The organism is Nitrospirota bacterium (genome assembly GCA_035516965.1).
Lineage (GTDB): Bacteria > Nitrospirota > UBA9217 > UBA9217 > UBA9217 > MHEA01.
Window position 1 is genome coordinate 52,852 of the sequence record DATIZR010000041.1, and the last position, 26,946, is coordinate 79,797.

Annotated in this window: 30 protein-coding genes; 21 read left to right on the forward strand and 9 right to left on the reverse strand. The window is 59.2% G+C overall.

Going from position 1 to position 26,946, the window contains the following annotated elements:
* Nucleotides 1-215: 215 nt before the first annotated feature.
* The gene (locus VL197_05435) at nt 216-1,127 is read right to left on the reverse strand and encodes a polysaccharide deacetylase family protein (GenBank protein HUJ17418.1); all 912 of its coding nucleotides are present in this window, start codon (nt 1,125-1,127) and stop codon (nt 216-218) included.
* A gap of 314 nt (nt 1,128-1,441) precedes the next feature.
* Here VL197_05435 and VL197_05440 point away from each other — a divergent pair, with 314 nt between their 5' ends.
* From VL197_05440 to VL197_05450, 3 genes are all read left to right on the forward strand, one after another.
* Nucleotides 1,442-2,062, forward strand: coding sequence for a hypothetical protein (locus tag VL197_05440; protein ID HUJ17419.1), 621 nt, complete (start codon nt 1,442-1,444; stop codon nt 2,060-2,062).
* Nucleotides 2,063-2,200: 138 nt separating this feature from the next.
* Nucleotides 2,201-2,707 (forward strand): hypothetical protein, encoded by a 507-nt coding sequence (locus tag VL197_05445; protein HUJ17420.1) that lies wholly within the window; start codon nt 2,201-2,203, stop codon nt 2,705-2,707.
* Nucleotides 2,708-2,881: 174 nt separating this feature from the next.
* Nucleotides 2,882-4,474, forward strand: a complete 1,593-nt coding sequence (locus VL197_05450) for a hypothetical protein (GenBank protein HUJ17421.1) — start codon at nt 2,882-2,884, stop codon at nt 4,472-4,474.
* A 148-nt stretch (nt 4,475-4,622) separates the two neighbouring features.
* Here the strand turns inward: VL197_05450 and VL197_05455 are convergent, their stop codons facing one another.
* The gene (locus tag VL197_05455; protein HUJ17422.1) at nt 4,623-7,307 is read right to left on the reverse strand and encodes an EAL domain-containing protein; all 2,685 of its coding nucleotides are present in this window, start codon (nt 7,305-7,307) and stop codon (nt 4,623-4,625) included.
* A 175-nt stretch (nt 7,308-7,482) separates the two neighbouring features.
* Between VL197_05455 and VL197_05460 the strand changes: the two genes are divergently transcribed.
* The 5 genes from VL197_05460 (at nt 7,483) to VL197_05480 (ending at nt 11,331) form a co-directional block, all read left to right on the forward strand.
* Entirely contained in the window at nt 7,483-8,589 is a 1,107-nt protein-coding gene (locus VL197_05460) for a small ribosomal subunit Rsm22 family protein (protein HUJ17423.1), read from the forward strand.
* Between the two features lie 77 nt (nt 8,590-8,666).
* Nucleotides 8,667-9,173, forward strand: coding sequence for a transcription elongation factor GreB (gene greB / locus VL197_05465; protein ID HUJ17424.1), 507 nt, complete (start codon nt 8,667-8,669; stop codon nt 9,171-9,173).
* Nucleotides 9,174-9,281: 108 nt separating this feature from the next.
* Entirely contained in the window at nt 9,282-9,992 is a 711-nt protein-coding gene (locus VL197_05470) for a 16S rRNA (uracil(1498)-N(3))-methyltransferase (protein HUJ17425.1), read from the forward strand.
* 66 nt (nt 9,993-10,058) lie between these two features.
* Entirely contained in the window at nt 10,059-10,478 is a 420-nt protein-coding gene (arfB, locus tag VL197_05475) for an alternative ribosome rescue aminoacyl-tRNA hydrolase ArfB (protein HUJ17426.1), read from the forward strand.
* 139 nt (nt 10,479-10,617) lie between these two features.
* Nucleotides 10,618-11,331, forward strand: a complete 714-nt coding sequence (locus VL197_05480; protein HUJ17427.1) for a spermidine synthase — start codon at nt 10,618-10,620, stop codon at nt 11,329-11,331.
* A 1-nt stretch (nt 11,332) separates the two neighbouring features.
* On the opposite strand, the gene VL197_05485 is transcribed toward VL197_05480, so the two are convergent.
* Together VL197_05485 and VL197_05490 are read right to left on the reverse strand one after the other, a co-directional pair.
* Nucleotides 11,333-11,539, reverse strand: a complete 207-nt coding sequence (locus tag VL197_05485) for a hypothetical protein (protein ID HUJ17428.1) — start codon at nt 11,537-11,539, stop codon at nt 11,333-11,335.
* A gap of 12 nt (nt 11,540-11,551) precedes the next feature.
* Nucleotides 11,552-11,746: a DUF1573 domain-containing protein gene (locus VL197_05490; GenBank protein HUJ17429.1), complete on the reverse strand. Its 195-nt coding sequence runs from the start codon at nt 11,744-11,746 to the stop codon at nt 11,552-11,554.
* Nucleotides 11,747-11,827: 81 nt separating this feature from the next.
* Here VL197_05490 and VL197_05495 point away from each other — a divergent pair, with 81 nt between their 5' ends.
* Nucleotides 11,828-12,259, forward strand: coding sequence for a rhodanese-like domain-containing protein (locus VL197_05495; protein HUJ17430.1), 432 nt, complete (start codon nt 11,828-11,830; stop codon nt 12,257-12,259).
* Between the two features lie 61 nt (nt 12,260-12,320).
* Here VL197_05495 and VL197_05500 read toward each other — a convergent pair whose 3' ends face one another.
* Nucleotides 12,321-12,530 (reverse strand): (2Fe-2S)-binding protein, encoded by a 210-nt coding sequence (locus tag VL197_05500; GenBank protein HUJ17431.1) that lies wholly within the window; start codon nt 12,528-12,530, stop codon nt 12,321-12,323.
* Nucleotides 12,531-12,903: 373 nt separating this feature from the next.
* Between VL197_05500 and VL197_05505 the strand changes: the two genes are divergently transcribed.
* Nucleotides 12,904-14,787, forward strand: coding sequence for an ATP-binding cassette domain-containing protein (locus VL197_05505; GenBank protein ID HUJ17432.1), 1,884 nt, complete (start codon nt 12,904-12,906; stop codon nt 14,785-14,787).
* Nucleotides 14,788-14,884: 97 nt separating this feature from the next.
* Here the strand turns inward: VL197_05505 and VL197_05510 are convergent, their stop codons facing one another.
* The 4 genes from VL197_05510 to dusB all read right to left on the reverse strand — a co-directional run bounded on the left by VL197_05510 (nt 14,885) and on the right by dusB (nt 17,726).
* On the reverse strand, nt 14,885-15,166 hold the full coding sequence (locus VL197_05510; GenBank protein HUJ17433.1) for a YtxH domain-containing protein: 282 nt from the start codon (nt 15,164-15,166) through the stop codon (nt 14,885-14,887).
* Nucleotides 15,150-15,560, reverse strand: a complete 411-nt coding sequence (locus tag VL197_05515; GenBank protein ID HUJ17434.1) for a hypothetical protein — start codon at nt 15,558-15,560, stop codon at nt 15,150-15,152. Before VL197_05515 ends, VL197_05510 begins: the two co-directional genes overlap by 17 nt.
* Before the next feature lie 338 nt (nt 15,561-15,898).
* Nucleotides 15,899-16,720 carry a hypothetical protein gene (locus VL197_05520; protein HUJ17435.1) on the reverse strand — a complete coding sequence of 274 codons (822 nt, stop codon included), beginning with the start codon at nt 16,718-16,720 and terminating at the stop codon, nt 15,899-15,901.
* Between the two features lie 28 nt (nt 16,721-16,748).
* Nucleotides 16,749-17,726 (reverse strand): tRNA dihydrouridine synthase DusB, encoded by a 978-nt coding sequence (gene dusB, locus VL197_05525; GenBank protein HUJ17436.1) that lies wholly within the window; start codon nt 17,724-17,726, stop codon nt 16,749-16,751.
* 329 nt (nt 17,727-18,055) lie between these two features.
* On the opposite strand from dusB, the gene ffh reads away from it, so the two are divergent.
* The 11 genes from ffh to VL197_05580 all read left to right on the forward strand — a co-directional run bounded on the left by ffh (nt 18,056) and on the right by VL197_05580 (nt 26,806).
* Nucleotides 18,056-19,390, forward strand: coding sequence for a signal recognition particle protein (gene ffh, locus VL197_05530; GenBank protein HUJ17437.1), 1,335 nt, complete (start codon nt 18,056-18,058; stop codon nt 19,388-19,390).
* Nucleotides 19,391-19,491: 101 nt separating this feature from the next.
* A complete protein-coding gene (gene rpsP / locus VL197_05535) occupies nt 19,492-19,758 on the forward strand; it encodes a 30S ribosomal protein S16 (protein HUJ17438.1) in 267 nt (88 codons plus the stop codon).
* A gap of 38 nt (nt 19,759-19,796) precedes the next feature.
* A complete protein-coding gene (gene rimM, locus VL197_05540) occupies nt 19,797-20,300 on the forward strand; it encodes a ribosome maturation factor RimM (GenBank protein ID HUJ17439.1) in 504 nt (167 codons plus the stop codon).
* A gap of 14 nt (nt 20,301-20,314) precedes the next feature.
* Nucleotides 20,315-21,079 carry a tRNA (guanosine(37)-N1)-methyltransferase TrmD gene (gene trmD, locus VL197_05545; protein ID HUJ17440.1) on the forward strand — a complete coding sequence of 255 codons (765 nt, stop codon included), beginning with the start codon at nt 20,315-20,317 and terminating at the stop codon, nt 21,077-21,079.
* An 85-nt stretch (nt 21,080-21,164) separates the two neighbouring features.
* Nucleotides 21,165-21,560 carry a 50S ribosomal protein L19 gene (gene rplS / locus VL197_05550; GenBank protein ID HUJ17441.1) on the forward strand — a complete coding sequence of 132 codons (396 nt, stop codon included), beginning with the start codon at nt 21,165-21,167 and terminating at the stop codon, nt 21,558-21,560.
* A gap of 133 nt (nt 21,561-21,693) precedes the next feature.
* Nucleotides 21,694-22,386, forward strand: a complete 693-nt coding sequence (locus tag VL197_05555) for a ribonuclease HII (protein ID HUJ17442.1) — start codon at nt 21,694-21,696, stop codon at nt 22,384-22,386.
* Nucleotides 22,383-22,757, forward strand: coding sequence for a YraN family protein (locus VL197_05560; protein HUJ17443.1), 375 nt, complete (start codon nt 22,383-22,385; stop codon nt 22,755-22,757). Before VL197_05555 ends, VL197_05560 begins: the two co-directional genes overlap by 4 nt.
* A 143-nt stretch (nt 22,758-22,900) precedes the next feature.
* Nucleotides 22,901-23,359, forward strand: a complete 459-nt coding sequence (locus VL197_05565; protein ID HUJ17444.1) for a cyclic nucleotide-binding domain-containing protein — start codon at nt 22,901-22,903, stop codon at nt 23,357-23,359.
* A 100-nt stretch (nt 23,360-23,459) separates the two neighbouring features.
* Entirely contained in the window at nt 23,460-24,782 is a 1,323-nt protein-coding gene (gene rimO, locus VL197_05570) for a 30S ribosomal protein S12 methylthiotransferase RimO (GenBank protein HUJ17445.1), read from the forward strand.
* A gap of 121 nt (nt 24,783-24,903) precedes the next feature.
* On the forward strand, nt 24,904-26,112 hold the full coding sequence (rpsA, locus tag VL197_05575) for a 30S ribosomal protein S1 (protein HUJ17446.1): 1,209 nt from the start codon (nt 24,904-24,906) through the stop codon (nt 26,110-26,112).
* Between the two features lie 157 nt (nt 26,113-26,269).
* Nucleotides 26,270-26,806, forward strand: coding sequence for a nuclear transport factor 2 family protein (locus VL197_05580; GenBank protein HUJ17447.1), 537 nt, complete (start codon nt 26,270-26,272; stop codon nt 26,804-26,806).
* Nucleotides 26,807-26,946 lie beyond the last annotated feature (140 nt).

Genomic DNA, 26,946 nt, shown 5'->3' on the forward strand with positions numbered 1-26,946 from the left:
ACCCCAGAGGACGCCGGGAAAGCAAATAAAAAAGAAATCATGGCGGCTGATGCACAGTTCATGGTGGGCGGTGGGAGGGTCCTTGCGATGCGTAGGGGTTTGGCGAAGTTCTTTACGGCGGGGCCTCTGCGCCGTCGGCCCGCACGGCCGAAGGGGGAGGCGGCAACTGTCGACCCGTTTCTGAAGGATCTGCGGCGGGGTGCAGCTCTCGCCCGTCAGGTTCCCTTGAAGAACCGCGCAAGCCTTGCCGGGAGCCGCGTCTCGAGGATAACGCGGTGCTCCGCGCGGTCCAGGGCAGCCGTCCGGATCTCTTCCGCGCTGTCGTAGTATGGCTTGTCGTTCACCCGGAGGCCGGCCCGCCTCGCTTCCTCGACGAGGATCTGCATGTATTCTGCGATGTGCTGCGCGGTATGCGAGTTCGTATCGTGGAATGTCACGATGACGGGGATCACGCCGTTCACGACCGGCAATTCGCCGCGTCCTATCCTGCCGCGCACACGCTGGAGTTCGGACAGCATGCTCCCGTGACGCTGGCTGCTTAGAACATTGCTGAACTGAAAGAAGCCGCCGCTCCCGTCGTAGGCCTTAATGTCGGAAAGGACCATGTACAGCCCATTGTTCTCGTACCGCCCGAGGGTCTTGGCGTTGTAACGCCAGAAGGTGGGCCGGACAAAGAGGGGAAGGCTGCCCGTGATCCGGGCGATGTCGTCCATGCCGTCCGTGAGCGACTGCTGGAGCTCTTCGGGCGCCATCAAGGTATGGTTGATGTGGCCGCGAACAGATCCGCTGTGCAGGGCGAGCACATGGCCCTCGGCATGTTCGCGCTTCATGAGCGCCTTGCCCGCCTCTGCCCCGCCATGCTTCGGCTCCCTGGTCTGGACGAAGAAGATGGCTTTGACATTGCGCTGCACCGCGTTGGATCTGAGGCTGTCGAGCACGCTAACCGTCGGGCAGGGAGTAGTCGAGGCAGCCGGACCGTCGTCGAAGGTCAGGAGGAACCTGATCCCGGCATCAGCGCGCGGCAGAGTAAGCGGTCTTTCCGGGGCCAGGGTCTGACACGAGGTTAGCAGGGGGAAAAGGCCTAGAAAGGAAATGGAATATAGAATATTTCGGAAAATATGGTGCATGTTCTCATCCTGTCACAGTAAAGAGGCTCCTATTTTACAAAAAATAGTTATTTTTGGCAAGTATTTTTTGTATGCCCCGTATTCCTGGTATACGCAAGTTCTAAAAGCTTCGCATCTTTTTTCAGGTGACATAAACGTGTCGGAAACGATACACGCCCGCGCAGACGGGGACGGACTGAAGCCATAATAAACGTGAAACGTCAGTCTTGATCATCCTCCATCCGGGGCATGGCATTGACCCTTTCTGGCTATGGTGAGCGGAACCCAGCCCCGATCGGATTAAAGAAATTTCCTATAAAATCCGACAAGAAGACATGCTTGCTCAGCCCGTCAAGCGGCGCCGCGGGAGGATTAGTGCCTTCATCGCCGCGATGCTGCTCGCCTCATGCATGACCATGCCCCAGGGGCAGGTGCGACGCTTCATCGATATGCCGGATCAAAAGGTCCTGCTGGTGGGCAAGGTTGCCATTTCACCGCCGCTTCAGCCCAGGGAGCAAATGTTGAAAACATCCCTCGGCGAGCGTTTTCGAAACAAACTCCTCCTGTACTGTGCAGCACAATTCAGGGATTTCCGGACGTCGCGGCCCGACGCCTACGAAGGATCATACGAGGTTACCCCCGATGAGACATTCTATATCGAGGTGAACAAGGGCACGACGATCTATGTCAGCGGCGTCCTGTTCTACACCGAGTTCGACCCTCCGTACAGCATCGTTTCCCATGTCTATCCCGGACTCTCCCGGGTCGAAATAAGCAGCGATGATGAGGCTGTGTATGTCGGCACGATCCAGTTCTCCCGGGACGAACACGATGATCTCGTCCTGATGGCAATCCGCGACGACTACCGGGGGGCGGAGCAGGAGTTCAAAGAACGCTTCACGACGAGCACGACCCTCCGGAAAGCCCTGCTCGAGCCCGTGAGCATAGGCAAATGATCCGGCTTCCGGCGTGACCGCCGCGGCCGGACGAGCCGTGTTCGCTCCCTCGTGGACGCTCATCGTTTTCATCTTGCCTTTTCAGGCCGCTTATACTATCTTTTCCCCGGGAGAGAGTTCCTGTTCTCAGGGGGGGAGATGAAGATCAACATGCGTCTGGTAGCGCTGTTCACGGCAGCCGTTGCGCTGGCGGCTGGATTCTATATTGTCCAGCAGGCAAGCGCTCCGGAAAGCTCGATCATCGCGCGGGAGAAGAAACGAATCGCAGCGTCGTTCGACAAAAGCCGCGTCGAGAAGGACCCCGTGTATGCGATCGAGTTCCAGGACAAACTCCAGGTCCTGGACTACCGGCTGGCCATGGCCTACAAGAGCGAGGACAAGCCGGACGCAGCCATCGCCGTGCTCCAGAAGTTGATCGCCGACGAAGAGGGCGGGAGCAGCCAGGGCGGCGTGCGGCGGTCCGCCAGCTATCTCAAGGAGGTCCGCTACTATGATGCCCTGCAGGCCTTGTACGGGATGAAGCATGACGAGGCCACAGCGGAACGGGCGATGGAGCGCCGGAACGATCTCATGGCCCGCGCTGAGGCGGCAAAGCGCAGGGAGCGGATGGAAGAGGGAAAATCCATCGGCGTGGGAGGAGAGTAGCGGCAATTGATGCTCCGGGGATGGTCGGAACGGCCCCGGATCTCTTTTTTGCGAACAGGTTGAACGGATATTCAGGCATTGCAGGAAGGGTTGACTCCGCCTGCAGGAACAAACGGTAGCGCCCTCGCGGCTTCTGCCGCGTGTATACATCATACCGGAACAAGGAGAACGCGGTTGACACCCATGATGGAATCGAACCAAGCAAACACCAAGCCATTCTCAGATGCGTCGCCCGGGAGTCCGGCGCGCGATCCCATAGACATATTGCTGAAGCACATGAGGCCCGGCTATAGGGGCGTTATCGGCAGCCCGCTGAACCTTTGCCGCGTTTTATGCGAGATCACGGAAGGCATGATCGGGAGAACGGGCCGGCAGAACGGCCTGCTCTACGGATGGTACGCTGAAGGCGGGAAGAAAAAGGACATCATTCAATTCAGGGCAACCTCGGCCTTCGAGATTTTTCGTGAGATGAACGGAGAGATAGCCCTGCATTCGATCGAGCAGCAGGAGTACCAGCTGTTGCGAAGACGTCTCGCCGTACTTCCCGTGCCTGTGTTGATCAATAAACTGGGGATCGAGAAGGAGTACAAGACGGCGCTGGACATTTACCGGAAGGACCAGTTGAATCTGCGGCAGCGCAGAGAGGCCGAGAAGAAAAGGCTGGAGCGGGAAAACAGCATTGAATCGGTGCTCAAGAGGATCGAGAGCGCCCGCAGCGGCGATATTCTCTTCCCCCTGCGCGGCATGAAGACTATCTCGGCACTCATGGACAGGGGATTCGAGCCCGGGATCTGCGATAATCCCGACCTCTGGGTGGATGCGGAGGAATTCGCAAGCCTCTACTGTAAGAACAAAGCGACCGGTGAAGAACTCTTATTGATCGGCAGGGAAAAACTGCAGGCCGTAACGGAACAGGACAGGATCGAATACAAATTTGTTGTTGCGAAAAGCAAAGACAAACCGGACGACTTCAGGGTGCGGTACAGCAGGTTCAACAGAACGCGGGAGGAGGATTCGCAAAGGAACTGGAGAGAGGAGTTCTTTCAGGGTCTTGCCGTGTTAACCACGTACCCGGAAGAGCTGATGAACAGGACCGTCGCCGACCTGGAAGTCATGGCGAAGGCTATCGACGGCGTGATCGATGAAAGAAGCCGGATCGAGGAGGGATTGCTGCCCTATGACAGTCTGTTCAAGAAGCAAACACGAGCGATCCTGGTGGACATGCTGACGGCCAAGAAGCCGCTCCCCGAGATAAGAAAAAACCTGGACTATTTTGAACACACCGGCATTATCGAGCCGGCGTACCGGGACAGCCTCTATGAATTGATACGACTGGAGCAGGCAGGCGTGACGCTCTACGATCATCTCGCCAGCGGGGACCGGGACAAGACGCTTGAACTCGTACAAACAATGGGGAAACAGCAATCCGTCGATATCAGGAAGATCCTGGAGGGAATCGAGATACGCGGGGTCTCAGAGAACCAGGCGTTCAAAGACTACATTTATTCCCACGGATCGATACGCTCATCGGAAGTCCATAAGAAGCGGGTAAAGGAAATCGTTACGCTCATCCTGAAAAACATTCCCGGCGAGATCAATGCGGAAAACATCATGATAGCCATGCGGCCCTTTGTGGAGGAACTTGGTCTGGAGGAACTGGACCGGATACGGCAAAGAATATTGGAGCTGAAAAAAGTAGTGGCCATGAGGCAGGAACAGCAGCAGGACAGTGGCGGAACGCCGGTTCCGGAAGAACAGCGGAGGTAGTACGCTGAGGAGTGTTCTTTCCGGGTGTTCCCGGCTGCACAGATTCAGGGATGCGTCATCGTATGAGCTTTGGCTTGACTGGTAAGCCCTTCCCGCCGCCCCCCAAGGGCGGCGACACTTCGTCCGCCCTTCGCGCCACATTGTCCCTTTAGCCCATCAGCTGTTCGAACTCCCGGGGAAGGACCGCGAGGCTGAAGTAGAAGCCCTGGCCCATGTCGCATTTGAGCAGGCGTAGTATTTTCCACTGCTCTTCGGACTCGATGCCCTCGGCGATGGTCTTCAGGTTCAGGCTGTGCGCCATGGATATGATGGCCGAGACGAGGGAGGTAGTGTCCGGGTCCACGGCCACGTCGCGGACGAAGGACTGGTCGATCTTGATCGCGTCAACGGGAAATTTCTTGAGATAGCTGAGCGATGAATAGCCGGTGCCGAAGTCATCGATGGAGATGGAGACCCCGATGCCCTTCAGCCGCTTGAGCACCGCCACGGCGAAGTCCTGGTCCCTCATGAAGGTGCTTTCGGTGACCTCCAGCGTGAGCCTGTGGGGGTCGATCCCGTGCTCGCGGACCGCATTCTCCACGGTCTCCGCCAGGTAGTCGTACCGGAACTGGGCCGGTGAAAGGTTCACCGCCACCGGCAGGTGCGACTTCCCATTCGACCATTCCCGGATCTGCCGGCATGCGGTCCTGAGCACCCAGGCCCCCACCTCGTTGATCATTCCGGTCTCCTCGAGCATGGGGATGAACTTCGCCGGTGACACCCTTCCGAATTCCTCGTTGTTCCATCTGAGCAGCGCTTCCGCTCCCGCTACGTTCCGCGTGCTGAGGTGATAGTAGGGCTGATAGGCCAGGACGTACTCCTTGTTCTGCAGCGCGTCGGTGAGGCGGCGCTCCATGAACACGAGCTCCGTCATGCCCTCGTTCATGCCGGGGGTATAGAAGTGGTAGCGGTTCCGGCCGAGGGCCTTTGCCTTGGCCAGCGCCGCGTCGGCGTTCTTCATGAGCGCGAGGGCATTGTTCCCGTCGGACGGGCAAACGGAGATGCCCACGGCAAGGGTCACGGCGATCTCCTTTCCCCCGGACATGACGATCTGGGGGACGTTCTTCATGATCATCTTGACGAACAGGATTGCGTCGGCAGGCTTGGCCACGTCGTGCAGGACGATGCCGAACTCGTCGCTGCCGAGGCGTCCCACGATGTCGCCCTTGTTCACGGAGACCGACAGGCTTTCCGCAACCTGCTTGAGCACGCTGTTCGCCGCCTCGACGCCGTAGATCTCGTTCAGGTATTTGAAGCGGTCGATATCGATCATCAGCACCGCCAGGGTTCTCCGGACCGCGGCATCGCTCATCAGTTCCCGGTTCAGGCGGTCGGTGAAGAGGTCGCGGTTCGGCAGCCCCGTCAGCGTGTCATAGGAAGCAAGGTAGTCGAGCTTGTCCCGCATATGCTTGACCGGGGTGAGATCGCTTCCCGTGAAGACCACATGGGTCACGCTTCCCGAAAGGTCCGTGATAGGGGCGGCGGCCTGGTCGAGGAATATTAATTCACCGTTCTTGCGGACCGCGGTCATTTCGGCATGGAAGGTCCTGCCCGCGAGCGCGGTATCCCACATTTCACGGTAGCGCCGGCCATCATGCTGGTCCATCAGGAGCAGTCCCATGCCCCCGGCAATGAACTCGTCCCGCGTGAACCCCGTCACGTCTTCGACGGCCCTGTTGACGAACTCCACTCTCCCGGAGCGGTCCGTGATCACCACGAGGTTCCCCGCCTGCTCCACGGTCAACGACAGCTTCTTCAGCAGGTCCCCGGTCATTTTCTGCTCCGTCACGTCCCGTACGGAGACCGCATAGCCCCGGAGCCGACCATCTTCCCTCCGCAGCGCGGTGATCATGCTCTGGGCCTGGAACGCTGAGCCATCCTTGCGCCTGCGGGGGCCTGCCTGCTCGAACCGGCCCTCCGTCTCCGCGGTTCTGAGGCCGTGACCGGGACGTCCGAGCTTTACGTCCTCGTCCAGGAAGCAGAGTTCATAGCGCCTTCCGACAATGTCCCGTTCAGAGAACCCGAGCAGGCGCTCTGCGGCCGGGTTCCACGATGATATGGTGCCGTTTGCGGCAACCAGGAACTGTGCCATGTCCTTCTGCCCCTCAAAAAGGATACGGAACTGCTCCTTGAGATCCTGCAGTTCCAGGCGCGCCTGGCGGGAGCTTTTATATTCCCATCCGATAAACAGGAGGGACAGGACGACGATGAGCAGCGCGGCCCCGTAGGCGGCAGCGACCAGGGAGATGTTGCGCTGGACGCCCTGCTCGAGCATGCGGTCCTGGTCGAGGCTTGCCCGGACGCCATTCTGCTCGAGGCCTGAAAGTTCCCTGCCGACCTGACCGGCAAGCCGTTTTTCTTCACCGGCCTTGATCAGGGTCGCGGCCGCGTTCCGGCCTTCCCGGGAGCGCGCGGATACGACCTGTTCCGCCAGCCGGAGCCGCTGGTCCACCAGGAGGGAGACGGCCTCGATCACGCGAAGGCTGTCGACCGAGTCCCGGCAGAGGGCCTTGAGTTCGCTGAGATGCCGCATCAGGTCGCCCGAAGCGGTGCCGAACTCGATGAAGTACGTCTGCTCCCCGGACAGGGCGTAGCCCAATTCGGCTGCCTCGATTTCCTGCAGAGCGGAGCGAAGGAGGCCGATCGTTCTCAGCATCTTGAGATCCTGGGCGTTGGCTCCTGGCGGGCCGGCACGGAGCGGGTTGTGGGTGTACAGAATATAACCGATGGATCCGACGACCAGCAGTCCCAAGACTAAAAGGAGCGCCAGTTTTTTTCTGAAGGCCAGGCTCATGCGGGATTCCCTTTGCGTGCGACGGCGCCATGACGGGCCCTGGTGCCGCAGAACGGGACACCGTATTGTAACGGATAGAGCGGTTTTGTCAATTTTTATTGTTGCCCGCGGAGCGTGATACAGTCGTTGTCGTTGCTCTTTATTTTTCCGCGGTTCTGTTGTATGATTGATCCCAATGGAAAAGCCTGACCCGCAGATACTGTCTCTTGCAGAAAGCGTGAAGCAGCTTTCAAAACTGCTCACGTCGGACCGGGAGAGCCTGCCCGCCGCCTACCTGAAGGATCCGCAGCTCCGCACTGCCTACCTCCGCTACTATCTTCCCGCGAATATGAAGAAGGTCCACCTGGCACTGACGGACCTTTCGCTCCATCCCGAGTGGCTGCTGTCCCGGCCGAGGCTGAGGGTCCTCGATCTGGGGGCCGGACCCGGAACGGCCCTGCTCGGGCTGCTCGCGTTCTTCGCGCAGCGGCAGCAGCGGCCGTCGATCACCTGCGTGGCCGTGGACCGCGTGGCGGAGAACCTCCGCATCGCCGAGGACCTGTTCAATTCGTACCGGACGAACAAGAAGCTCGATGCCTCGCTCAAGACGATCCGGGGAGACATCGAGAGCGCGGAGTTCGCCGCGGAAGAGCCCTTCGACCTCGTCATCTTCTCGAACGTCTTGAACGAGCTGTTCCCCTTCGACGAGGACCGCACCGCCCGGCGGATCGACATTGTCAATACGGCGCTGAGCAAGAGCCTCGCCGAGGGAGGGAGCTGCATCATCATCGAGCCCGCCCTCCGGGAAACCTCGCGTGACCTGCTCGAGGTCAGGGATGGCCTCCTGCAGCAGGGCTTCTTCGTTTTCTCCCCGTGCCTCATCGGCACGAAATGTCCCGCCTGCGAAAACCCGCGCGACTGGTGCCACGAGGACATTCCCTGGGACCCCCCGCAGCTCATCAAGCAGATCGACAAGCTGGCGGGTCTGCGGAAGGATTCCCTCAAGTTCTCCTATCTCGTTCTGCGGAAGGACAGCCGCTCCCTGTCCGACATGTTCGGCCCCGACGCGTACCGTGTCGTGAGCGAGCCTCTGATCACGAAGGGCAAGATCGAATTCTACCTCTGCGGCCTGGAAGGGCGCAAGCTTGTCACCCGGCTTGACAAGGACCGCTCCCCGCTGAACGTCCACTTCGAGAAGCTGAGCCGGGGCGCCATCGTGAGCTTCGAACGGCTGCGCAACGAAGGGACGCGGTTCAAGGTCGAGCAGCTGACCGAGGTCATCATCCACAAGCATTTGCAATAATATTCTCCCCTGTCCTCGTTCTCTCCCGGACGCGGACCGCGCTTGCTTTTCTCCCGCATTTTTTCTATAGTTCACCCATGAGCAGATACCGTCCGCCACAACAACCCGGATCGAAATACATCACGCCGGAAGGGAAGAAGCGCCTGGCTGACGAGTTCGAATTTCTCTGGCGCGAAAAGCGGCCCGAGGTGACCGCGGCGCTGGCTGCCGCGGCTGCGGAGGGAGACCGCTCCGAGAACGCCGAGTACATCTACCGGAAGAAGCAGCTGCGCGAGATCGACGCCAGGCTCCAACACCTCAAGGATCGGCTCGAACACATCATGGTCGTTTCGGGCAGGCCGGCCGATCCATCGAAGGTCTTCTTCGGAGCCTGGGTGCGGCTCGAGGACGGGGGGGGGAACGTGTCGGAATACCGGATCGTCGGTCCCGACGAGTTCGACCATTCGAAGGGGCTTATCAGCATGGACTCCCCCATGGCGAGGGCCCTCATGAAAAAGGGCGAGGGCGACGAGGTGGTGGTAAAACGCCCCAAGGGCGAGGCAGTCTTCACGATCATCGCGGTCCGATACGAGGTACTCGGATAGAGCAACTGTGCTGATTGCAGGTGTACGGGATTAGCAGGAAGAGGGATGTATTGCCCCCTGCTCGTCCGTGCGCATTCGCGACAAACCGGGGCTTCCGGAGCTGAACTGATGAATCTTATCCTGCTGTTCAAAGAAGATTTCGTGGACGGCACATCCCGCGTGCGGCTCGAGGGCCGGAGGCTGAAGCACGTCCTCGAAGTGCACCGGGCGCGCGTGGGCGACGAGCTCTGTGTGGGTCTGGCCGATGACCTAATAGGGACCGGAAGGGTCATTCTGCTCGACCGTGGCAGTCTCGAGATGGAGGTCAGGCTCGAGCAAAAACCGCCTGACCCGCTTCCTGCAACGCTCATCCTCGCCCTGCCCAGGCCGAAAGTTCTTCGAAGGGTACTCCGGTCCGTGACGGCAATGGGTGTGAAACGCATCGTGCTCTTGAACGCCTACCGGGTCGAGAGAAGCTACTGGTCGAGCCCGGTGCTCGGTCCCGGGAGTCTGCGGCAGGAGTTGATCACGGGTCTCGAGCAGTCCCGGGACACGATGATGCCTGAAGTGTTGGTCCAGCCCCTGTTCAAACTGTTCGTGGAAGATGAACTGCCCCGCCTCAGCAAGGACACGCTGACATTGGTCGCCCATCCCGGAGCTTCCTCGCCCTGTCCACGCGGTGCGCAGGGCCCCGTCACCCTGGCCGTCGGGCCTGAAGGCGGCTTCATTCCCTACGAGATCGAGAAACTCGAATCCGCTGGGTTCTCTCCTGTTCATTGCGGCGAACGCATCCTGAACGTCGAGGCCGCGGTGCCCGCCCTGCTCGCGCGGCTGTGGTGACACCCTGCCGGCCCTGTGGCGCCGGTTTTTCTTGTGCATTGGCTCCTCATCGGGTAAAGTACCGTCGTGATCGCTGTCACCAGAAATATCGCACTGGACGAAAAAGAGATCGAGCTTCACTTTGTCCGGGCCTCGGGTCCGGGCGGTCAGAACGTGAACAAGGTCTCGAGTGCGGTCCAGCTCAGGTTCGACATCGGGAATTCGCCCTCCCTTCCCGGAGATGTGCGCAACCGCCTGGTCCGGCTCGCGGGCCGGCGCATCACGCAGGACGGAATCCTCATCCTCGAAGCGCGCCGGCATCGCACGCAGGAGCGAAACCGCGAGGATGCGCTCCTGCGACTCATCGAACTGGTCCGAGAGGCAGCGCGCAGGCCCACGCCGAGGAAAAAGACAAGGCCTTCGAAGGCGTCGAGGGAAAAACGGATCGAGAGCAAGAAGAGAAGGGCAGACGTAAAGAAGAAGCGCAGGCCCGCACCATTCGACTGATGCGCAGCCGGCAAGCAGGTTAACCTGTTACAATCCCGGAGTCCCCGAAAGCTCCCATTCCTGGCTGAAGAACATCGGTGGCTGGCTTTTGAGGTTTGCTTCGAACGTTGAGTATTGAAGGCTGTCCTTTTCCGACACCATGGCCAAGCCCTGGCATACCATAGACAAGGCGGATACACCCGACGGCGTTCTTGAGCTTCGGCAGCGCGGAGAAGGCGATTTCCTGATCCTGATCAACGGACGGGTGCTCATGAACAGCAGCGCCAGCCGGTCGGAGCTTGCGCTTGGCCGGGTTGCCGGGCTTGCCGCGGGAATGCCCCGACCGCGCGTGCTCATCGGCGGTCTCGGCATGGGCCTCACTCTGCGCGCGGCGCTCGATGTCCTGCCTCCTGCCTCACGCGTGGTTGTCGCAGAACTGAACCCCATCATCCTGCGGTGGTGCCAGGGCCCGCTTTCGGGACTGACGAAAAACGCCGTTCACGACACCCGCGTGATGATCCTGCTAGAGGACGTTTCCCGGGTGATTACGCAGGCAGCTCAACCCCATGCGGAAAAGTTCGGCGCCATCCTCATCGATCTGTACGAAGGGCCCCATGCGAAGACAGATCCGGTCAATGACCGCTTCTACGGGTCCGGGGCGCTGGAGGCAACGGCGGATGCTCTTTCAACGGGAGGGGTGTTCGCTGTCTGGTGTGAGCAGGGAGATGCGGCCTTTGAACGACGTCTGCAGAGTGCGGGTTTTTCTGTTGACCGGGAGAGGCCCGGACGCGGAGGTCTGCGCCATGCGGTGTACATCGGGCGGATATCACGCACTGCCCGCCCGCATCCGGCAGGAGACCTGATCCGTTCCTGAGCTATTTGAACGGGAGGTTCTGGTCCGGTGAAGGGACCAGAATATCCACAAGGTTCGCACGCACGGTCAGAACCACCCTTGGCCGTTTCGGGTCGTTGCTCATGACTTCAACGGTTTCCTCCAGGGGATTGCTCTTCGAAAGAGTTTCGACGCGCGTGATGATCGATCCCTTTTCCCCCGGCTTCAGACGGCTCGGACCAGCCGTCACTGCGCCGCAGCCTCAGGTCGTGTTCACTTCCCTGATGATCAAATCCTCGGTTCCGGCATTTCTGAACTCGAAGGCGTGTTCCAGCGTGGGACCCTTCATGACAGTCCCGAAGTCGTGGCGTTCCGCCGTGAATTCGATGGCGGGCTGGGCTGCGGCAAGGACTGGCATGAGAAACAGCAACAGGGTCAAAAGGGGTTTCATGAGCATAGTATAGCATACCGGCTGAGGTCGAAGCCTCGCGGCGCTCCCCCTTGTGCTACAATGGAGAAGAGAAGAAAGGAGGGTGCCATGAAGAGAGGTTCGCTATTTGTTGCCCTGGTGTTCTTCCTGGGCGGCGCCGGTATGCATGCAGTGGCAGCGGAGAAAACGCCGGACCAGATGGTGAAGGATGCGAAGGCGACGATCAGAGAGGTGTCCATCGACGACGTCAGGAAGATGGTCGATGCGAAGGACAGCGTGATCATCCTGGACGTGCGCGACAAAAATGAGCTCGAGGAAGGGAAGATCCCCGGCGCCATGAATATCTCAAGGGGCATGCTCGAGTTCAAGGTCGGGTCAACGATCCCGGACAAGACGGCGCGCATCGTCGTCTACTGCGGCCTCGATCTGCGCGGGCCGCTGGCCACGAAAACGTTGAATGACCTGGGCTATGTGAACGCGGTGAACATGGCGGGAGGGCTCAAGGCCTGGAAGGCGGCCGGGTATCCGCTTGCGAAATAGGAAGACGGTCTCTTCTCCCCTCGTCATGCGGGGCCGGTACCGGGGCCAGACAGCTTGACCGCTATTTTCGCTGCTTTCTCTCGTGCAGCAGCTCAACAATCCGCGGTATGCATTCTTTTCCCTTACAGGAGCCGGTGCCGGCTCCTGTGGCTTTTTGGAGCGCAGCCACGGTCGAAGCGCCGGCCTGGAGGTGCTTGAGGAACACCTTCTTCCTGATGGCCTTGCACCGGCAGATCATCTTCAAATTGTCAAGGATCTCTTCTTCGTTCATCGTTCATCAGATCAGGGGAAATCTTTGGGACTGATCTCCGGCACCACGGGGAATACCGTCTGCGGGTCATGATCAGCCACCCTGATCCGCAAGGGTGTGGCTGATACACCCGCCGGGACCATGCGTTCGCCGCGTAAGCCCCCGTGCTTTCATTCCTCCGGCAAGAACCTGCCATTAAAATCGTTCGTGTACTATACCATAAATCCCGCAGTTCCTGAACTGGCTCCTGAACCTGGATCGTTTTGAAGCCGTCCGGGGACCATATTTCGATTGCAAATCATGTCTGCTCACGGTACAGTACGATTTCCCTGATGCCGGATGGAATGGAGGACGAGGGACGGAGTAAACGCTCCGGGCCCTGAACGCACCAGACATGGCACTTGTCAATTTACAGGATATCAAGGTCAGCTTTGGCGGACCCTTGCTGCTCGAAGGCGTCGATCTTTCGATCGACCGCGGTGAACGGGTCTGCCTCGTGGGCAGGAACGGGACCGGCAAGTCAACGATCATGCGGTTGATCACGGGCGAAGTGAAGCCGGACGGCGGCAGGATCGTGTACCAGCAGGGCGTGCGGATCACGCTCCTGACGCAGGAGGTGCCCCACGCGCTTTTCGGGAGCGTATTCGATGTCGTATCGAGCGCCTTCGGCGAAGAGGGGAAACTGCTGGCGGCGTATCACCACGTGAGCGCAAGGCTGGCCCATGACCACAGCGAGCAGCTTATGGCCGAACTCGAGGACGTCCAGCACAAGTTTGAGTCAGCCGGGGGGTGGCAGATGCAGCAGCGGGTCGAGGAGATCCTGACCCGGCTGCAGCTCCCGGGGGACGCGGAGTTTTCCGAGCTTTCGGGCGGTCTCAAGCGCCGGGTATTGCTCGCCAGGGCACTGGCGGGAGGACCGGACCTCTTGCTCCTTGACGAGCCCACGAACCATCTCGACATCGATTCCATCGCCTGGCTCGAAGAGTTTCTGCTCTCCTTCGGCGGGACCCTGCTCTTCGTGACCCACGACCGGGCGCTGCTGCAGAAGCTCGCGACCCGGATCGTTGATCTCGACCGGGGAAGATTGACGAGCTGGCCCGGAAGTTATCAGGCCTACCTCGAGCTGAAGCAGGCGTCACTCGACGCCGAGGCCGTGGAGAGCGCCAAGTTCGACAAGAAGCTTGCCGCGGAAGAGGTCTGGATCAGGCAGGGCGTCAAGGCACGCCGGACCCGGAACGAAGGCAGGGTGCGGGCCCTGAAGGAACTGCGCAGGATACGGAGCGAGCGGCGCGAAGTGACGGGAACCGTACGCATGCAGACGCAGGAGGCGGAGCGGACCGGCAAGCTCGTGATCGAGGCGTCGAAGGTGAACCACGCTTATGGCGGCCGCCCCGTTATTCGCGATTTCTCAACGACCATTATCCGGGGCGATAAGGTCGGCATCATCGGACCGAACGGATCGGGCAAGACGACCCTGCTGAAAGTGCTGCTGGGGGAACTGAAACCGCAGGGGGGCAGGGTGAAACACGGAACGAATCTCGAAGTCGCTTATCTCGACCAGCACCGCGAGCAGCTCAATGATGAGAAGACGGTGCAGGACAACGTCGCGAACGACAGCGATTATGTGACCATAAATGGGAACAGGCGCCACGTGATCGGGTATCTGCAGGACTTTCTGTTCTCGCCCGAGCGCGCGCGCAACCCGGTGAAGGTCCTGTCCGGCGGCGAACGCAACAGGCTGCTGCTCGCCCGGCTCTTCGCCAAACCGTCGAACGTGCTCGTTCTGGACGAACCCACGAACGACCTCGACATAGAGACGCTCGACCTGCTCGAAGAGCTCTTGATGGAATATCCCGGCACGGTCCTGCTGGTCAGCCACGACCGTACCTTCCTGAATAATGTGGTCACCAGTTCGATCGTATTCGAGGGCGAAGGCCGGGTGAAGGAGTATGTCGGCGGATACGACGACTGGCTGCGGCAACGCGGGAGAAAGGAAGAGGCCCCGGTCAGGAAAGAAGAGAAAAAAGAGCTGCGCCCGCAGAAAGAAAAGCCGCGCAAGCTTACCTTTAAGGAGCAGAAGGAATTCGAAACCCTGCCGCAGAAGATCGAAGCGCTTGAAGCGGAACAGCAACAGATCCTTGCATCAATGGCGGACCCGAACTTCTATCGTGAGAGCGGGGACAAGGTTTCCGAATACAAGGCGAGGCTTGAGGTCCTGGAGAAAGAACTTGCCGGTGCGTATAAACGGTGGGGGGAGCTGGATGCGGCGAAAGGATAGCGAGGCGGACAACAAGCGTCGCCCGATAGGGAAATTTAACCCGCGGGGCAAAAGAGAGAAGCGCGTTCCCCGTTTTTGAGCGCGCTTCTCATGTTGCTCAGGCAGCCTGCCGACGTTTATCTATCTCCTCAAGATACGCTGTTTTACCGGCATCAATGGCATTCTTGACAGCCGTAGTGCCCTCTACATACAGCTCCCTGCCCTTCTCAACGGTCTCGACGACCTTGTCACGGGTGCTCGCCGCAATGTCCGTGATGTCCTTCCTCAGTTCCCTTCCCGATTTCGGCGCCAGCAGAAGCGCGACCCCTGCCCCTACGAGGCTGCCCGCCAGGAATGGTACCAGGAACGAACCCCCTCTTTTCTCAATTTTTTCTCCCATGACCATCACTCCTTCCTTCTTGCAGATTTTTAACCAGGGTGACAACCCCCGTCCTCAGACCGGCCTTTAATCCGGCGATGTTCGCCTCGGCAGCAGAACCGACTCCCTCCTTTACGGAATGGTATAAGGCCCGCACGGTTTTCTTCACGACTGCCACGGAGTCGGAAATCTCCCTGACATCCCGCGTTACCTCGCTCACGTCACCGGTGATCTTCTCCAGGTTCTCGAGCGTGCCCCTGAGCTCGGATAGCGCTGTGCTCATATCGGCCTCCGAGTTTATGAAAAAGGCCGCCATGCGTTCACTCGTCTTCCTGATGCTCAGGATATACATGATGTGAAAGACCGTATAAATGATGAACGTGCCAACACCGATGCCCAAGATGATGTCGGTCATGTTTGCCTCCGGTAAACTTAGTTTAATTATAGCACGCGAAATTTTTCTTCTTGAATATTCGAAGAGGAAGTATCTTTCGAAGAAGGAATCATAGCGGGTGAGGACGTCTGTGCTGCTGGCGGCATTTCGAACAGTGAGTAGATTGAACGCGAGGGATGCGCGCTGCTACTATAGTCGCAATAATTCCGATAAATCGTTCTTTTTGATAATGGTATCACCCATGCGCATAATCTGGCGTCAGAATAATGCCGCACAATAATGACGAATATGAACGGCTCCGTGCATCTGTAGCCGCTTTTGGCATCTTGCAGGGCGATGCGAGAACCCCCGAGAGTGCATCAGGGCCGGTCATGTCTCAAGTGCCACGCACCAACGAGAAGCTCCTTTGACAGGAAATGGGAGCGTTCCCGTATCGGTGCAATGCTCCACGTCCAGGAAGCTTCGGGTTTCGGCAGCTTGAGGCCGTAAATGGTTGACCCGGCACTGACGACCTCTCCCGCCCTGTCCCGCCTCACACAGTCATAATCTGCAATGAGACAGACATCACAGCGCATAGAGCGTAACGATGCATAATGCGCTTCCACGGTCCGTGCGCACCAATCATCGAGCTCGTAGGGGGAGAAGCCGCGCAAATGCCTTGCCGCGAAGGCACGGGGGATGATCGTGAGCTGAGAAAGGATGTTCAGGGAGACGACGAAACCGGCATGGTCGGAGACCGTCGATGCAAGAGGCCTTGCATCGGGAAGTTCAGGGACGCCGCGAAGCTTGTTGCCGAAGAGGTTTTCGGCAATGCCCGTGACATCATGTTCGATGAACCGTACGTTTCTGTATGCGTGGATCCGTCTGCGGACCTCGGGCAGGCAGACGACGTCCATCAGGACGACATCCCGGAACATCGCCGAGACCTCAGGAAGGGGAACATCGAGCAGCAGCCCTGAGCCGAGGACAACGACGGTACTTCTGTCCCGGCATTGTTCGGCTGCATTCAGGACAAATCGGCGGGTGTTGTCGAGATGGGGCTGCCAGGAACCCCGATGGAGACGATGCCTGCGGCGCATCTCGATGGCTTCATTGAGATAGCCGAGCTTGCGGACAAGGGGAGAACAGCGGGTGGTCAGGTGTAAGAACAGATCGCTCAGCATGGCAGAGAACGCGTACAAAAAGCCGGGGCGTCATCCTTCCCTTTTTTCAGACCGGTACGAAGCGCAGGCCCTCGAAATACCGGACGACCTCGTGCCTGACGTCGCCGGCCGATACGAGATGGTTCACCCGCTCCCGGAACTCAGCTCCGCCGGGAATCCCTTTTGTGTACCAGCAGAGATGCTTGCGCATCTCGCGCACGCCGATGTTCTCTCCCGCCAGGTTCACCATGTCGACGAGGTGACCCTGCATCACTGCTTCACGTTCCTCGAACGTCGGGGGCGGAGGTACTGCTCCTGTCCGGAGATACTGCAATGCCTCGCGGAATATCCACGGATTTCCCTGGACGGCCCGTCCGATCATGACGCCGTCGCAGCCGGTCTCGTCCATCATGCGCTTCGCGTCCCCGGCCGAGCGCACATCACCGTTCCCGATAACGGGGATCCCCACGGATTCCTTCACGGCCTTGATCATGCTCCAGTCCGCATGTCCCGAGAAGCCCTGCACCTTGGTCCGTCCGTGTACGGTGATCGCCGCGATGCCGGCAGATTCGGCGGCGCGGGCCATATCAAGGGCAACGATATTCTTCGCGTCCCAGCCGAGGCGGATCTTGACGGTTACGGGAATGCGGGACGCACCCACCACGGCGGACATGATCTCCCGGGCGAGCGCGATGTCCCGCAGCAGCGCAGAGCCGGCCCCGCATTTCAGGACTTTCGGAACGGGGCAGCCCATGTTGATGTCGATGAAGTCCACGTCGCCCCGCGATACGATCCGGGCGGCCTCGGCCAAGGATTCCGGCTTTGATCCGAATATTTGGAACACGACGGGCCGTTCATCCGGATCGGTCTTGAGCATGCCTTTGGTCCTCTTGTGCTCCCTGACCAGGGCCTCGACGCTCAGCATCTCCGAGTATACCAGCCCTGCGCCGAGTCTTTTGCAGATCATCCGGAACGGGAAATCCGTGATCCCGGCCATGGGAGCGAGCACGAGCGGGTTTTGTTGCAGTATTTCTCGGATCGACATGGAGCCATTATAACCGAAAGAGCTCGAAATGAGAAAACTTTTAGGCCGGGATGTTGGCAATAAAGGCGGAGCGCTATGAATCAGCACGGTGAATAAGGCGATTGTCGAGGAGCAGAGGGGCTTTGCTTCACGGGAGGCCAGGCCTGATCGGGTTATAAGGACCGATGAAGAGGCACAGCTCGATCGAGACCGGGCTAATGCCTGAAAATCATGATTTTCTTGAGAGGGCAGGGACAAAATGAATAGCATGGTTTTGAAAAAAACCTTGACAGTGATGGACTTATCTTATATATTCATAGTTCTTTTCTGGCTCTGGGCAGGTGCTTTTCATGTTCGACTCCTTATCCGGCAAATTAGAGACTGTTTTCAAGAAACTCCGGGGCAGGGGCGTCCTGAAAGAGGACGATGTCAAAGAGGCCCTGCGCGAAGTGCGGCTCTCGCTGCTCGAGGCCGATGTAAACTTCAAGGTCGTCAAGGACTTCATCGGCCGCGTCCAGGAACGGGCTGTCGGCCAGGAGGTCCTCTCGAGCCTGACGCCAGGCCAGCAGGTGGTCAAGATCGTCCACGAGGAGCTCGTGGCGCTGCTGGGCGGCACCCAGGCCAAGCTGTTCCTGTCGCCAAATCCGCCCACGGTAGTGATGCTGGTCGGTCTGCAGGGGTCTGGCAAGACGACGACCGCGGGAAAGCTCGCGAAGAACTTCAAGAAGGACGGCCGGCGGGTCATGCTCGTGCCGGCCGATACGAGAAGGCCGGCTGCTGTCCAGCAACTCAAGACCCTGGCAAAGCAGATAGGGGTCGACGCCTATGAATCGGACCAGACCGATCCGGTAATCATTTGCCGCGACGCCGTGAAGCAGGCTGCCTCCTCATTATATGAGGTGGTGATCCTCGACACCGCCGGGCGGCTGCAGATCGACGAGCCGCTCATGGAAGAGCTCCGGCAGGTCAAGGCTGGAGTGAAGCCGCATGAGGTCCTGTTCGTGGCTGATGCCATGACGGGGCAGGAAGCGGTGAACATCGCCTCGAAGTTCAATGCCGACCTCGGTTTTGACGGGGTGGTGCTGACCAAGCTCGACGGCGACGCGCGCGGCGGCGCGGCCCTTTCTGTCAGGGCCGTGACGGGCAAGCCGCTCAAGTTCGTGGGCCTGGGCGAGAAGCTCGATGCCCTCGAGCCCTTCCATCCCGACCGGATGGCCTCGCGTATCCTGGGCATGGGCGACGTGCTTTCGCTCATCGAGAAGGCGCAGGAGACCGTCGACCAGGAAGAGGCGCTCAAGCTTGCGAAGAAGCTCAAAAAGAACTCCTTCGACCTGGACGATTTCCGGAGCCAGCTCAAGCAGGTGAAGAAGATGGGCGGCATCCAGTCCATCATGGGCATGATCCCGGGACTCGGCAAGATGAGGATGCCCGACTCCGACGTGAGCGAGAAGGAACTGACCAAAGTCGACGCCATCATCAGCTCCATGACCCCGAAGGAGCGCGCGGACTATACCACGATCAACGGCAGCCGACGGGCGCGTATCGCGAAGGGCAGCGGCACCCAGGTGCAGGACGTGAACCGGCTCCTCAAGCAGTTCGCCGAGATGCGCAAGATGATGAAGTCTATGACGAGCGGCAAGATGGGAAAGATGGGCAGGATGCTGGGCGGCAGGATGCCGTTGTAACGGCGAACGAAGAGGAAACGAATATCGAAATCCTAAAAGGTTTTATTGAGAGCTTTGAAATTCGAATTTGAGAAATTGCAAGAGAAGAAAGAGGTGAACCAATGTCAGTAAAGATCAGGCTCAAGAGAATGGGAACGCACAAAAAGCCCTACTACCGGCTCGTGGTCGCCGATTCCCGTTCGCCCCGCGACGGCCGCTTCATCGAAATGGTCGGTACCTACGACCCGCTCAAGAAGCCGGCGGAGATCAAGGTGGACCAGGCCAAGGCGCTCGGCTGGCTCAAGAAGGGCGCAACACCGTCCGATACGGTGAAGACCCTGCTCTCCAAAGTCGGCGTGATGAAGCAGTTCGCCGAAGCGGCGAAGTAGCCTTAGTCCAGGCATTCGAACCTCAGCTGACTGCGTTTATGCTCATCACCATCGGCAAGGCGGTCAAGCCCTTTGGCGTCAAAGGCGAGATGAAGATCGAGCCGATGACCGATTTCCCGGAACGCTTCCAGGGACTGCAGCGCGCGTATCTCGTGTCTCCCGCAGGCCGCGAGCTTGCCTGCGAGATCCGTTCGGTCCGTTATGCCGGCGGTGTTCCCTACCTGCTCTTCAGCGGCTATGAGACGCCCGAGAAGGCGAAAGAGCTGAATGGCTGGTTCATCAAGGTGCCCGAAGCGGAGGCGGTCGCCCTCCCCGAAGGTTCCTACTACTGGTTCGAACTGATCGGGATGGAGGTCCTCTCCGAAAGCGGCGAGAAGCTCGGCAGGATCGTCGAAATCTTTCAGACGGGCAGCAATGACGTGTATGTCATGAAGCAGGGGAAGAAGGAGACCTACCTCCCCGCGACGAAGGAAATCATCAAACACGTGGACCGGACACACAAGCGGATGGTCATCCATATCCTTGACGGCTTGCTGGAATGACCCCGGCCATGCGCATATTGAACTTCGAGGTGCTCACCCTGTTCCCCGGTCTCCTTTCGGGACCGCTGAACGAGAGCATCCTGAAGCGCGGCAGGGAAAAAGGGCTCCTGAACGTCGCGGTCCGGAACATCCGCGACTATACGGAAGACAAACACAAGACCGCGGATGACAGCCCCTACGGCGGCGGCGCGGGAATGGTGCTGAAGCCCGAGCCGATCTTCAGGGCTTTCGAGGCGCTCAAGGCAGAGCATCCTCATGATCAGTACCTGATGATCCTGTTGTCACCCCAGGGGAGGATCTTCGATCAGAAGAGGGCCGAAGAGCTCTCCGGGGAACAGCGACGGATCGTCCTGCTCTGCGGCCACTACGAAGCGATCGACGAACGGGTGATCGATGCGCTGGTCGATGAAGAGCTCTCCATCGGCGATTATGTACTGACCGGCGGCGAGATTGCCGCCCTGGCCGTGATCGACGCGGCGGCGCGGCTGCTGCCCGGCGTGCTCGGCGACGAAGAGTCGGCATACCGGGATTCCTTCGGAGAAGGCCTGCTGGACCATCCCCATTACACGCGGCCTGCGGAGTTCCGAGGCAGGAAAGTGCCGGACGTGCTGCTCTCCGGGAATCACGCGGAGATCGATAAGTGGCGGCGCAGGGAGGCTCTCCGGGCCACGCTCGTGAAGAGGCCTGACCTGCTGGAGACCGCCGAACTGACCGGGGAAGACCGGGAAATACTGGAAACGCTCAAACAAGAATTTAAAATTGCAAATGGGAAATCGTAACATGAAGCAAGTATTTTCAATTTGAAATTTTCAATGTACCTTTTGCGATTTTTAATGTCATTTTTGATTTTAGGGGAGGTCCGCAATGAACATCATTCAGTCGTTGGAAAAGGCACAGGTCAAGGAAGGCATCCCGAGCTTCCGCGTGGGTGACACCATCCGCGTGCACGCAAAGGTCGTCGAAGGCGATAAGGAAAGGATCCAGGTGTACGAGGGCGTGGTGATCGGCCGCCAGGGCGCCGGGGCGCGCGAAGTGATCCGCGTCAGGAAGCTTTCCTATGGCGTGGGCGTCGAGAGACTCTTCCCCCTGCACTCGCCCATGATTGACAAGATCGAGCTTGCGAAACAGGGCAAGGTCCGGAGAGCGAAGCTCTACTTCCTGCGCGAACTGCGCGGCAAGGCCGCGAGGATCAAGGAGAAGGAGCGGGCGCTGGCCTCGGCTGCGGGTGCGACGACGGAAACGGCAGCAGAGTCGAAATAAGCCGGCACGCCCTCCATTCCCGGCAACAGGCACCCGATAAATCCCAAACGACGAATGGGCATCCAACGGTCAAGGTTGGAACTTATTTGAGATTTGGGATTTGTCGTTTGCAATTTTTCACGGGGAGGTCACTATGCCCAAAAACCGGCGCGGCAAGGAAGGACCCCGTCACCATGCTTCCGATGACCTCTTCGGAGACGACCTGGCATGCGACCCGTTGTCCTTTGAACGAAGCGCTCAGGCGTCCGGGTTTTCGCTTATCGCGGGTCTCGATGAGGCGGGCAGGGGCCCGCTGGCAGGCCCCGTCGTCGCGGCAGCGGTCATTCTTCCCCCCGGCCTTTCGATCCCCGGCCTGACCGATTCGAAGCAGGTGCCTGAGGCGGAGCGGGAACGGCTGTTCGACGTGATCCGTCAGCAGGCTGTCAGCTACGGCGTCGGGACCGCGGACGAAGCGACGATCGACGAAGTGAACATTCTCCAGGCCACGATCATCGCGATGGAACGGGCGCTCGCGGCAATGGCCCCCCGGCCGGACTACCTGCTGCTCGACGCGATCACGCTGCCCCGCGTGGCGCTTCCCCAGAAACCGCTCATCAAGGGCGACAGCCGCAGCTCCAGCATTGCCGCCGCCTCGATCCTGGCAAAGGTGACTCGGGACCGGCTGATGTTCGGACTGCATCAGAAATATCCCCAGTACAACTTCCAGAAGCACAAGGGCTATGGCACCAGAGAGCATCTCGCGCTCCTGCGGGAGCACGGGCCCTGCGCGGCGCACCGGAAAAGTTTCTCTCCCGTCGCGGAGATGCTGCGGGGCTGCGTCCGGTGAGCCTGCTCAAGAAGTTACTGGGCAGTGAAGGCGAAGACAGGGCTGCGAAGTTCCTCGCCAGACAGGGCTACCGGATCCTGGAGCGGAATTACCGCACGCCAAGCGGCGAGATCGACCTGATCGCGCTGGACAAGGACACGCTGGTGTTCGTCGAGGTGAAGACCAGGACCACCCATGCTTTCGGCGCTCCTGAACTCGCGGTCAATGACCGGAAGCAGGGCAGGATGACAAGGGCCGCGCTGGGATACCTTAAATACAAGAAGCTTCACCAGATGCCCTGCCGGTTCGATGTGGTCGCCATTTCAAAAGACAGGGACCAGGAGCTGAAACTGATCCGGAACGCCTTCGAGATGGACCGGACGAATCTTTAAGACCGCGCTTCGAAGGGCAGGCACTTGATCAGAAACAAGCACGCAGAGCAGCTCCCCCCGTCCGGTTCGTGTAATCGAGCAGCGGGGTCGTATTGGTAATCGGGAATCATTCCCCGCGGGATCTGTTCGGTCCGGAGGTTGCCATGATCGATCTACTCAGGAAAATCCATCTCTTTGAGACCCTGACCGGGCAGGAACTGCGGCAGATCGAGAAGATCTGCGTCCGCGAGAGCCATGCGAAGGACACGATGATGTTCTTCGAAGGCGATCCGGGGAATCGCTGCTACGTCATCATCCGGGGCGAAGTGCGCATCAGTAAATTCATCCCGAACATCGGCGAGGAAGCCCTGGCGGTGCTCAAGGCCGGCGACTATTTCGGCGAGATGGCCCTGATCGACAATTTCCCGCGGTCGGCCCATGCCATTGCGAACACGGAAATCGAGGTCCTTGCCGTAAACAAGTCCGATTTGGATAAGATACTGATCATGGACCGGGATCTGGGCTACAAGTTGCTCTGGTCGTTCACCCGGACACTGTCGAAGCGGCTCAGGGAGACGAATGACAAGCTGGCGGGCTTTCTCGCCATGTCCGGAGGGTTCTGACCACTTCTCTGTTGCCGCCGGCCAGCTCCCGTGGTATAGTATCCCACCGCTCTCTTTTTCTGCAACGGTATCGGTGACAGCAAAACCCTATAAAATAGGCATGGTGAGCTTGGGCTGCCCCAAGAACCAGGTGGATGCCGAGCAGATGCTTGGCGTGCTGGCAGACTCCGGCTTCGAAATAACCCCGGAGCAGAACGAGGCGGACATCATCGTCGTGAACACTTGCGGCTTCATCGGGTCCGCCAAGGAAGAATCCATCGAAGCGATCCTCGAGGCTGCGAAGATGAAGAAAGAGGGCAGGTGCTCGAAGGTGATCGTCGCCGGGTGCCTCGCCCAGCGGTACCGGGACGAACTGCTGAAAGAGCTGCCGGAAGCCGACGCGATCATCGGCACGGCGGAGATCGGCCGCATCGGCGAAATCTGCAGGACGACGCTCGGCGGGAGCGGACGGGTCCTGGAAGTGTCGTCGCCGGCCATGGTCTACGGCCTTCCCCGCCTGAGCACGACGCCGCGCCATTACCGCTACCTCAAGATCGCTGAAGGCTGCAGCAACCGCTGCTCCTATTGCGCCATCCCGATCATCCGGGGCAATTTCACGAGCCGCCCCTTTGTCTCCATTCTTGACGAGGCAAAAATGCTCGCCGATGACGGGGCAAAGGAGCTCGTTCTGCTTGCCCAGGATTCCACGGCCTACCGCGACGGCGAAGCCGGCCTTGCGCTGCTGCTCGAAAGTCTGACGAGGGTCCCCGGGGTAGAATGGGTGCGGCTCATGTACGCCTATCCCGGCAGGATCAGCCGCGAGCTCATGGCCGTGATGGCGGGAAATGAGAAGATCTGCAAGTATCTCGATATGCCGATCCAGCATTTCGACGATAAGGTGCTTGCAGCAATGAACCGAAAAGGGACATCAAAGGACGTCCGGGCAACGATCGAAGAGCTGCGCAAGCGCGTACCCGGGATCGCACTCCGTACGTCGCTCATCGTGGGATTCCCCGGTGAGACCGAGGCCGCGTTCAAGCGGCTGTTTGCCTTCGTGAAGGAGGCGGAGTTCGAACACCTGGGAGTCTTCCCCTTTTCGCCGGAGGAAGGTACGCCCGCAAGCAGGCTGAAGCCCCAGGTGCCGGCCGACAGCGCTGCCGAACGGCTTGACCGGTTGATGAAAGCCCAGGCGAAGGTATCGCTCAGGAAAAACCGGGCGCTCATCGGCACCCGGCACCGGGTATTGATCGACGGCATGGAGGACCTCGCGCTCATGGGCCGGCTTTCGACGCAGGCCCCGGAGATTGACGGGGTCGTGTATCTCTCGGAGACCGAGGCAGAGCCGGGAGAATTCGTGGAGGTGACGATCACGGACGCGAAAGAGTACGATCTGATGGGCGAAGCCTCGTCACATGCCGCAGGGCACTCGGAGAGACTTGAATAATACGAACGACAGGACACGCGGCCCCGGCCAAATCGTTTTTACTGCATAACCAGCTTGTTCCGATTTACTCGGGTACGTTTTTGACTCTTTGGCAATATTATAGTAGTTCGAAAGGGACTGTATGGATATCAACAATCACGCAGGAGATGCACCGAACAGTGAAGAGAACTTCGCCGAAATGTTCGAACAAAGCTTCAAAAAGCTGGGAAAGCTCGGACCCGGCCAGATGGTCGAGACCGTGATCGTCAAGATCAGCCCGGAATGGATCTTTCTCGATCTCGGCGGCAAGGGCGAAGGTTACCTGGACCGGAAAGAGCTGACGGACGAAGCGGGAAACATCAGCGTCCGTGAAGGCGATACGATCCGCGCTTATTTCGTGTCGTCGAACAACAACGAGATGCATTTCACCACGAAGATCGGGTCCGGCCCGGGAAAGCAGAGCCAGATCGAGGACGCCTGGAGGAACCATGTCCCCGTCGAGGGAACGTTCGCGAAGGAGATCAAGGGCGGCTTCGAGATCAAGATCGGCGGCTCGGTGCGGGCCTTCTGCCCCTTCTCGCAGTCGGGCATCCGGCGCGGCGAGAACCAGGCAGACTATATCGGCAGGTCGTTCCCGTTCATGATCATGGAGTACAGCGAGGACGGCAGGAATATCGTTCTCTCACGCAGGCCGATCCTCGAGGAGGAGAAGCGGAGCAGGACGGAAGCGCTCAGGGCTGAACTCAAGGAAGGCATGAAGGTCAAAGGCAAGGTGACATCGATCCAGACGTTCGGGGCATTCATCGATATCGGCGGGATAGAAGGCCTGCTCCCGATATCCGAGATCAGCTACAGCAGAACCGAGAAGGTGAGCGATATCCTTTCGAATGGGCAGGATGTTGAAGTGATCCTCAAGAAGCTTGACTGGGAGAACAACAGGTTTTCCTTCAGCCTGAAGGACACCCTGCCGGACCCCTGGGACCAGGTCGTGGAAGCCTATCCCGCGGGCTCCTATCATTCCGGCAAGGTTGCGCGGCTCGCCCCCTTTGGCGCCTTCGTGACGCTGAAGGAAGGCGTTGACGGCCTGGTCCACATCTCAAAGCTGGGGGCGGGCAGGAAGATCAACCATCCCCGCGAGGTGCTGAAGGAAGGACAGGAAGTTGAGGTGAAGATCGAGGCCGTTGACCGCGCGGCCAGGAAGCTGTCACTCTCGCTCGCCGAGATCAGCCGCGCCGCAGAGGAGGAAGCTGAAACGATCAGGGAGTTCCGGCAGAAGGAGTCCTCTGCGCCCCAGGCCATGGGGTCGCTGGGCGAGATGCTGAAGGCCAAAATGGACCAGAAAAAGAACTAAGAACCCCTCGCCAATGCAAACAGCCGCTGTCCTCCTGACAGCGGCTGTTTTATCTTCGATTTCAATTTCTTCTTTTCATTTACCGGTGCTTGGAGTACAGTTCCCCATGCCCATTTGTCCGGGCATATTCTCTCATTCCCTCACGGGGAGGCCTACCATGAAGAAAGCGGTCTTACTCTTTCTGTTGACCCTTGTCGTCGGCTGCGGACCCATTGTCCGTCATGAATTTCACGGACAGATGGTCGAGCTCAAGGAGCAGAACGATGTCATTGCTGTCGCGGACAGGCTGTTCATCTGCACGGATAACCGTGACTGGCTCTGTGTGAGGGATGTCTTCGCTCCTGAAGTCCTTTTTGATATGACCTCGCTTGCCGGGGGCCGGCCCGAGACAAGGACTCCCGCCCAGATCACCGACGCATGGGACCAGGGCCTGAAGAGCCTCAAGGCGATCCATCACCAGGCGGGAAACTACCAGACCGCGATCAAAGGGAACGAGGCCGATCTGTTCTGCTACGGCATAGCCTTCCACTATCTGCCGAACCCCACGAACCAGAACACTCGAACCTTTGTAGGCAGCTACAATTTTCATCTGGTGAAAGGAGCCTCTGGCTGGAAGATAGACCGGTTCAAATACAACCTGAAGTTCATTGACGGGAACAAGGATCTGGAAGGCTCGGCAGCGAAGGGGTCGTGACACCGGGACAGGACGGCGAAGCGTCGGTCAATCGATCCGCCGGTTCGTTCGATGCTCAAAAAAAATTAGAGATGAAGAGCTGTGCATCGGAGGGGGTCATTGTTTTGAGGTCTGCCCTTTAGGTTTTCTTCTCACTGATC